Below are 7,148 nucleotides of genomic sequence, written 5' to 3'. Positions count from 1 at the left end.
ACCGGCGAGCGGGCCCGGCCCGGCACTGGCCGGTCCCCAGGGCGCCGCACCCGCGACGGTCCCGCCGCCGGGCCCGCGCCCTCCCCAGCCGGCCGAGCCGGCGCCCGTCGAGCCCGCGCCCGCGTGGGACGGCCGCAGCCCGGCCGGGAGCCTGCCGCCGATCCCCGCGCCACCTCCCGCCGACCAGCGCGTCGTCGTGGTCCCCGGGCGCGCGTCCGGCGAGTCGAGCGGGCCGACGCAGCCCATCCCGGTCGCGGGACGGTCGGAGGCGACGCCGGGTGCCGCAGGACGCAGGGACGGGTGGCTCGGCGGCGAGCACCCCGCGGAGCGTCACGACGACGAGCCCGGCTGGGCGGTCTCCGGCGAGCACCGGGCGACCTACGTGCCCGTCATCCACCCGCGCCCCACGCCGACGCCGATCCCGAAGCCCTACGAGCCGGGCCCGGGTCGCGACGACGCGCCCTGACGGCACCTCGACGGGCTCGCGCCCGCGGGCTGACGGGTCGGTCGTTCCAGCACGGCGACCAGCCCTCCTCACCGTGGGCCGCGACCTTCGTCACACCGGCGCGCGCCAGCACCACGACACGTCGCGTCGAGCGCCGCTGTAACTTCTCCGCACATGACAAAGGCCCGGTCACCGTGATGGTGACCGGGCCTTTCTCTGTACCCCCAACGGGATTTGAACCCGTGTTACCGCCGTGAGAGGGCGACGTCCTAGGCCGCTAGACGATGGGGGCCTGTGGATCTCCGTACCGTTTCCGGTCCGTTTCTCCGTCGAGAACTCTACCTCATGTTTCGCGCGGTCTTGACCGCTCGATCTGAGCCGGAGCTCTTCGCTGGGGTACCAGGACTCGAACCTAGACTAAGTGAACCAGAATCACTCGTGCTGCCAATTACACCATACCCCAAGGGGGTAACCAGCCACTGTCGGAGAGCCGCCGTGACGAAGTTGAGACTCGTCCCCTGGCTCCCTCCCGTGGAGGTCCCACCGGCCGAGAACATTACCGGACATGACGACGCGGACCAAATGCGACCCGAACCGCTGAGCCAGGCACGCGGAGGTCCCCCTCCGGGTCGACGCGCGCCGCCGCCGTCTGGCACCGTCGAGGCATGAGCTCAGGAGACTCCCCCGACCCCGGCTCGCGCGCCGACCGCGCCGCGTCGTTCGAGCAGGGCGCCGCCCAGTACGCGTCCACGCGGCCCTCCTACCCGGACGCGGCGGTCGACTGGCTCCTGCCCGACGGCGCACGTCGCGTCCTCGACCTCGCCGCGGGCACCGGGAAGCTCACCGAGCGGCTCGTCGCCCGCGGGCTGGAGGTCGTCGCCGTCGAGCCCTCGGACGCGATGCGTGCGCGCCTCGCGGAGTCCGTCCCGGGCGCGCAGGCCCTGCCCGGCTCGGCCGAGGCGATCCCGCTCCCCGACGCGAGCGTCGACGCCGTGCTCGTCGCCCAGGCATGGCACTGGTTCTCCCCCGCCGCCCAGCCGGAGATCGCGCGCGTGCTGCGCCCCGGCGGCCGCCTCGGCATCGTGTGGAACGTTCGGGACAACGCGGTCGACTGGGTCGGCCGCTTCACCGAGGTCATCCACCGGGGCGACACCCTCGAGCACAGCTACCGCGAGCCCGTGCTCGCCGAGCAGCTCTTCGCCCCGCCCGAGCACCGTACGGTGCCCTGGGCCGACCGCGTCCCGACGTCGTCGCTCCGCCCGCTCGCCGCGTCACGCAGCTACCTCCTGACGCTTCCCGACGCACGCCGGGAGGAGCTGCTCGGCGAGATCGACGACCTCGTCGCGACGCACCCGGCCCTCGCGGGGCGCACCGACGTGGAACTGCCCTACCTCGCCGAGTGCTGGCGGGCCGACGTGCTCACGACGACGTCGGACGACGCGTGAGCGCCCGCACCGACCGCTCTCCCGACGTCGTCACCGGCGACGACGTCCGGACCGCGACGCGCTGGCTCGCGGACCACCTGGTGCGGCACCCGGTCGCCGCGTTCGACGCGCAGGCCGGCCCGGTGCGGTGGCCGTGCTGGACGACGGCGGAGCACGTCGTGGACGACCTGCTCGCCTACGCCCTCCAGCTCGCCGCGCTCCCGCGCCTGGCGTACGTCCCGCTCGTCGGGCCGCGCGGGGAGGACGAGATCGCGCACGTCGACCGCGCGGCGGGGACGGCGGGTCTGTGCGAGGCGCTGCTCGGCAGCGGCGAGCTGCTCGCGACCCTCGCCGAGACACGGCCGGGGGCCGCGCGCGCCTACCACCCCTACGGAACCTCCGACGCGACCGGTTTCGCGGCGATGGGCGTCGTCGAGGTCCTCGTGCACGGCCACGACGTCCTGCTCGGGCTCGCGGGCGAGCACGTGCCGTTCCCGGCGGATCTCGCGCCGAGAGTGCTCGCCCGGCTCTTCCCGGACGTCGAGCCCGGACCGGACGACGACACGGACCTCCTGCTCCTCTGGGCGACCGGGCGCGGCGAGCTGCCCGGCCGACGGCAGCGCACGCGCTGGCGCTGGGACGCGTCGGTGCGCTGAGGCGCCGCGGGACGGCGACCGCTCAGCCCGACGAGACGGCCGCCGCGGCCGCGATACGGCGTGCGGCCGAGGAGAGCGCGGTGCCGTCCTTCCACACCATGCGCAGTCGCCGGTCGAGCTCGAGCCCCGGGACGGCGACCGTGACCAGGGAGCCGCGTGCGACGTCGTCGGCGACGGCGAGGCTCGACAGGACCGCGACGGCGCCGCCGTGCTGCACGGCGGTCTTGAGCGCCGCCGTGGAGCCGAGGTAGGGCAGGTGGTCGGGCAGCCGCTCGCCGACCGCCGCGAGGCCGCGCTCGAGCGTCTCGCGCGTCCCCGAGCCACGCTCGCGCACGACCAGCCCGCCCGCGAGCAGCTCGTCGACCCGCAGCGCGCTCCGCCGTGCCCACCGGTGCGCCAGCCCGACGACGACGACGAGCCGGTCGTGCGCGACGGTGCGGCTGCGCAGCCCACGGCGCAGCGTCGCGCTCTCGACGAAGCCCAGCTCCACGCCGCCGTCGAGGACGAGGTCGGTCACCTCGCGCGAGTTGCGGACGACGAGCTCGACGTCCGGCGCTCCCCCGCCGGGTCCGGACCCCTCGAGCGCGAGGCGCGCGAGCCAGCGCGGCGCGAGGTACTCGGCGACCGTGAGGCTCGCCGCGACGCGCACCCGGGCGGCGGGGGCCTCGCGGAGCGCGGCGACCGACGTCTCGAACCGGTCCGACGCCTCGATCACCTCGCGCGCCCACGCCGCCGTGGCGCGACCCGTCTCCGTGAGGCGGGAGCCGCGCGTCGTGCGCTCGAGGAGCTCGAGCCCGAGGCGGCGCTCCAGCGCCCGCAGGCCCGCCGACGCCGTCGGCTGCGCGACCCCGAGGGCCCGGGCCGCGGCGCTGATCGAGCCGTGCGAGTCGGTCGCGACGAGCAGCTCGAGCGCGGAGAGCGAGGTCCGGTCGCGGGAGGTCTGGGCCATAGGGCCACTCTATGGGTTGCGAGGTAGATCGCTCTTCCGCGGCGTCGTCGCGCGCAGCAGGCTCGTGAGCATGACCCCTCCCGCACCTCGCACGACCCGCACAGCACCACCCGTCGCGACGGCGAGCGCGTCCCGCCACGTGGCCGGCTCCCGTGCGCTGCTGCCCGGGCTCGGGCTGGTCGCCGCGGCGACGGTCGTCGTGCTGCTCGGGGCGCGGCTCGTCCCGACGGTGTCCCCGCTCGTCGTCGCGCTCGTGCTCGGCGCGCTCGTCGCGCCGATGCTCGGCCGGGCGGGCAGGACGCGGCGCGGGACGGTCGCGGTCGCGGCGACCCGACCCGGCGTCGCGTGGACGTCCCGCGTCGTCCTGCGCACGGGCGTCGTGCTGCTCGGGTTCCAGCTCTCGGTGCCCGAGGTCCTCGCGCTGGGCTGGCGCGGGCTCGTCGTCGTCACGACGACCCTCCTCGTCACCTTCACCGGCACGCTCGCGCTCGGCCGCGCGCTCCGGGTGCCGCGTGTCACGACGCTGCTCGTCGCGACCGGGTTCTCGGTCTGCGGGGCCGCGGCGATCTCGGCCATGCAGGGCGTCGTCGCCGGCCCCGGGCGCACCCCCGGGCAGGTCCGCGAGGACGACGACGGCGTCGCCGCGTCCCTCGCGCTCGTCACCGTCTACGGCACGCTCGCGATCGTCGCGCTGCCGTGGCTCGCCGCGCTGGTCGGCCTCGGCGACGAGCAGGCCGGGCTCTGGATCGGCGCGAGCGTGCAGGAGGTCGCGCAGGTCGTCACGGCCGCCGGGACGATCTCCGACCCCGCCCTCGCGACCGCCACCGTCGCCAAGCTCGCGCGCGTCGCCCTCCTCGCCCCGCTCGTCGCGGTGGCGGGCGTCGTGGTCGCCCGCGGCGCGCGGCGCGCGGCGATCGCCCAGGTCGGCTCGGCCGGTGCGGACCACCTCGGCGCCGCCGGCACGGCCACGGACCCGGCGGCGGACCCCGCCACGCCGCGGGTCGCGCCGGTGCCGTGGTTCGTCGTCGGGTTCGTGGCGGCGGTGGCGCTGCGCAGCCTGGGCGTCGTGCCGGCCCCGCTGCTCGCCGCGCTCGCGTCGGCGACGACGCTCGCGTTCGTGGCCGCGATGTTCGCGCTCGGGCTGGGCGTGGACGTCCCGTACCTGCTGCGCACCGGGCGGCGCGCGCTCGTCCTCGGCGGGCTGTCGGCGCTCCTCGTGACGACGACGGCCCTCGTCGGGGTGCTGCTCCTCACCTGACCCGTCTCCGCCGAGAGCGAGGCCCGGTCAGCCGAGGTAGAGGCCTGGTCATGACCACACCTCTACCTCGGCGGACCAGGGCTCTACCTCGGTGCGGGGGCCTCGGCCGGGGCCGTGACCCCGAGGGCCGCGGGGAGGTCGGCCAGGGCGTGGACCACGTGCACGCCCGACGCGCGGGCCGACGCCGGGTCCTCCGGGTGCGGGCCGCCGCGGCGCGTGCCGGGGCGGTCGAGCCACACGCCGACGAGGCCGGCCGCGAGCGCGGCGCGCGCGTCGACGTCGAGCTCGTCACCGACGTACGCCGTGCGGGCCGGGTCGGTGCCGAGCCGCGCGCACGCCTCGGCGAACACGCGCGGGTCGGGCTTGCCGAAGCCGAGCGTGTCCACGCCGACGAGCAGCGGGACGTCGGGCAGGCCCGCCGCGGCGAGCTTGCGGGTCTGGAGCTCGACGCGGGCGTTCGTCAGGGACCCCACGCGGACCCCCGCCGCGACGAGCGCGTCCACGACCGGGCGCGAGTCGTCGAACGCCGCCCACGACGCCTCGAACGTGCCCCAGAAGAGGTCCTTCCACTCCACGTACGCGGCGTCGTCGAGCAGCTCGCCGCCGAACGTCGCCTGGAGCTCGTTGGCGCGCGCCATGCGCTGCGCGTCGAAGTCGACCTCGCCGCGCGTGTACGCGCGGTAGTGCCCGTTCGGGTCGGAGCGCCACAGCGCGAGCACCTCGTCGTAGCGGTCCTCGGGCAGGTGCGGCAGCCACACGCGCGACGCGGCGGCGATCGCCTCCGCGAACGCGGCGCGCGTGTCGACGAGCGTGTCGTCGACGTCGAACAGGACTCCCTCGACCGGCGCGGCGGCCGCCTGGACGCCGAGCTCCGTCACAGCGTGTCCCGCAGGCGCACGAGGCGCTCCAGCGTCGAGCCCTTGCCGAGCAGCTCCATGGACTCGAACAGCGGCGGGGAGACGCGGCGGCCCGTGAGCGCGACGCGCAGCGGCGTGAACGCGAAGCGCGGCTTGACGCCCATGCCCTCGACGATCGCGTCGCGCAGGCGCTCCTCGATGGCCGCGGTGACGAACTCGCCGTCCTGGAGCACGTCGAGCGCGGTGATCGCGGCGGCGAGGATGTCCTTCGCGTCGTCGCGCAGGGCGCCGCGCGCGTCGTCCTCGACCGTGAGCGCGTCGTCGGCCGTGAAGAGGAAGCCGAGCATCCCGACCGACTCGCCGAGCAGCACCATGCGCTCCTGGACGAGCGGCGCGGCCGCCGTGAGGATCTCCTGGTTCCGGGGCGACAGGTCCGCGAACGAATCCGCCGGCACGAGCCCGCCCGCGTGCAGGTACGGGACCAGGCGGTCGCGGAAGTCCTCCGGCGCGAGGAGGCGCACGTGCGTCGCGTTGATCGCCTCGGCCTTCTTGAGGTCGAAGCGCGCCGCGTTGGGCAGGACGTCGTGGACGTCGAACGCCTCGACCAGCTCGGTGACGGTGAAGATGTCGTGGTCCGGCGAGATGGACCAGCCGAGCAGCGCGAGGTAGTTGAGCAGGCCCTCCGGCGTGAATCCGCGCTCGCGGTGCAGGAACAGGTTCGACTCGGGGTCGCGCTTGGAGAGCTTCTTGTTGCCCTCGCCCATGACGTAAGGGAGGTGGCCGAACTCCGGCATCACCTCGGCCACGCCGATCTCGAGCAGCGCCCGGTACAGCGCGATCTGGCGCGGCGTGGACGACAGGAGGTCCTCGCCGCGCAGCACGTGCGTGATGCCCATGAGCGCGTCGTCGACCGGGTTGACGAGCGTGTAGAGCGGCTGGCCGTTGCCGCGCACGAGCGCGTAGTCCGGGACCGAGCCCGCCTTGAACGTGATCTCGCCGCGGACGAGATCGGTGAACGTGATGTCCTCGTCGGGCATGCGCAGGCGCAGCACGGGCTCGCGGCCCTCGGCGCGGAACGCGGCCTTCTGCTCGTCCGTGAGGGTGCGGTCGAAGTTGTCGTACCCCTTGGTCTTCACGCCCGCGGCGGCGTTGCGCGCGTCGGACTCCTCGGGGGTCGAGAACGACTCGTACACGTACCCGCCGTCGACGAGCCGCGCGATGACGTCCTGGTAGATGTCCGCGCGCTGCGACTGCCGGTACGGCTCGTGCGGGCCGCCGACCTCGACGCCCTCGTCCCAGTCGAGCCCGAGCCAGCGCAGCGCGTCGAGGAGCTGCTGGTAGCTCTCCTCGCTGTCGCGCGCGGCGTCGGTGTCCTCGATGCGGAACACGAACGTGCCGCCCGTGTGACGCGCGTAGGCCCAGTTGAACAGCGCGGTGCGGATGAGCCCGACGTGCGGCGTCCCGGTCGGGGACGGGCAGAAGCGGACGCGGACGGGCGAGGAACCAGGTGCGGGGATCACGGTGCCCAGCGTAGTTGCCCGACGCCGCCCGCCGCCCGG

Annotated in this window: 6 protein-coding genes, 2 tRNA genes and 1 pseudogene; 4 read left to right on the top strand and 5 right to left on the bottom strand. The window is 75.3% G+C overall.

Translation table 11 applies throughout. The annotated features are described in order from the left end of the window. Positions 1–466: pseudogene (locus tag CCE02nite_RS20495) on the top strand (hypothetical protein); the annotation flags it as partial. Between the two features lie 198 nt (positions 467–664). Here CCE02nite_RS20495 and CCE02nite_RS13440 read toward each other — a convergent pair. Together CCE02nite_RS13440 and CCE02nite_RS13435 are read right to left on the bottom strand one after the other, a co-directional pair. After that, a tRNA-Glu gene (locus tag CCE02nite_RS13440) sits at positions 665–737 on the bottom strand. A gap of 99 nt (positions 738–836) precedes the next feature. After that, positions 837–908 (bottom strand) — tRNA-Gln (locus CCE02nite_RS13435). Positions 909–1,110: 202 nt separating this feature from the next. Here CCE02nite_RS13435 and CCE02nite_RS13430 point away from each other — a divergent pair. Together CCE02nite_RS13430 and CCE02nite_RS13425 are read left to right on the top strand one after the other, a co-directional pair. Then, on the top strand, positions 1,111–1,890 hold the full coding sequence (locus tag CCE02nite_RS13430) for a class I SAM-dependent methyltransferase (RefSeq protein WP_141390132.1): 780 nt from the start codon (positions 1,111–1,113) through the stop codon (positions 1,888–1,890). Then, positions 1,887–2,525 carry a hypothetical protein gene (locus CCE02nite_RS13425; protein WP_141390131.1) on the top strand — a complete coding sequence of 213 codons (639 nt, stop codon included), beginning with the start codon at positions 1,887–1,889 and terminating at the stop codon, positions 2,523–2,525. The genes CCE02nite_RS13430 and CCE02nite_RS13425 overlap by 4 nt, the downstream gene beginning before the upstream one ends. Positions 2,526–2,547: 22 nt before the next feature. Here the strand turns inward: CCE02nite_RS13425 and CCE02nite_RS13420 are convergent, their stop codons facing one another. Then, positions 2,548–3,474 (bottom strand): LysR family transcriptional regulator, encoded by a 927-nt coding sequence (locus CCE02nite_RS13420; protein WP_141390130.1) that lies wholly within the window; start codon positions 3,472–3,474, stop codon positions 2,548–2,550. 70 nt (positions 3,475–3,544) lie between these two features. Between CCE02nite_RS13420 and CCE02nite_RS13415 the strand changes: the two genes are divergently transcribed. Then, entirely contained in the window at positions 3,545–4,732 is a 1,188-nt protein-coding gene (locus tag CCE02nite_RS13415) for a YeiH family protein (RefSeq protein WP_141390129.1), read from the top strand. 83 nt (positions 4,733–4,815) lie between these two features. On the opposite strand, the gene CCE02nite_RS13410 is transcribed toward CCE02nite_RS13415, so the two are convergent. Next, entirely contained in the window at positions 4,816–5,610 is a 795-nt protein-coding gene (locus CCE02nite_RS13410) for an HAD family hydrolase (RefSeq protein WP_141390128.1), read from the bottom strand. Next, entirely contained in the window at positions 5,607–7,109 is a 1,503-nt protein-coding gene (gene gltX / locus CCE02nite_RS13405) for a glutamate--tRNA ligase (protein WP_174774916.1), read from the bottom strand. The genes CCE02nite_RS13410 and gltX overlap by 4 nt, the downstream gene beginning before the upstream one ends. Positions 7,110–7,148: the final 39 nt, after the last annotated feature.

Source organism: Cellulosimicrobium cellulans (assembly GCF_006539945.1).
Classification (GTDB): Bacteria; Actinomycetota; Actinomycetes; order Actinomycetales; family Cellulomonadaceae; genus Cellulosimicrobium; species Cellulosimicrobium cellulans.
This window is presented reverse-complemented; position numbering and strand designations above follow the sequence as displayed.